1 pseudogene is annotated in these 537 nt (G+C 71.3%); it reads right to left on the bottom strand.

What is annotated here, in order from left to right:
• Positions 1 to 537 (bottom strand): annotated as a pseudogene (locus DH10_RS24940) (DUF882 domain-containing protein); the annotation flags it as partial.

Raw genomic sequence — 537 nt, 5'->3', positions numbered from 1 at the left:
GGGCGGCGATGGCTTCACGCGGCGAGGCGGCATCGAGCCCCGACGGATCGTTGAACGCCGAGCGCGGCTCCGGCGCCGTCAGCGAAGCGACCTCATATTCGGCCCCGCTCGCGCCGGCCACGGTGGTTGCGCTGGCCTGCTCGAGCACAGCCTTGATCTCATCCGGCTTGCCCGCGTCGGGCCGCGCGGTCGGCAACACCGAGAAGGCGTCGGTCGCACTCTTATCCTGCGAGGCGGTTTCCGCCAGCGCCAGCAGCACGTTCTTGTCCTTGGAGACGAGCTCGGCCGGCGTCGAACGATCGGGACGCCAAGTCGGTAGCGGGATGTTGTTGACAGCCACCTGCGCGGGATCGGCCGCGGCCTGCGCCGCGCCGGTGGCATCGGCCATGCCGAAGGGCACATTGGCCGGAGCATGCGCCGTCGCCACCGCCTGCTCGGCCGTGGCCGAGGCGTCCGCCACGGCGAACGGCACGTTTTCAGGCGTCTGCTGGCCGACATCGGCCTTCGGCCTCGGCGCGAAGGCGGGCAGCGGAACCT

Source organism: Mesorhizobium silamurunense (assembly GCF_014843825.1).
Classification (GTDB): domain Bacteria; phylum Pseudomonadota; class Alphaproteobacteria; order Rhizobiales; family Rhizobiaceae; genus Mesorhizobium; species Mesorhizobium silamurunense.
The sequence above is the reverse complement of the archived record's forward strand: the minus strand, read 5'-3'. Positions and strand labels throughout refer to the sequence as shown.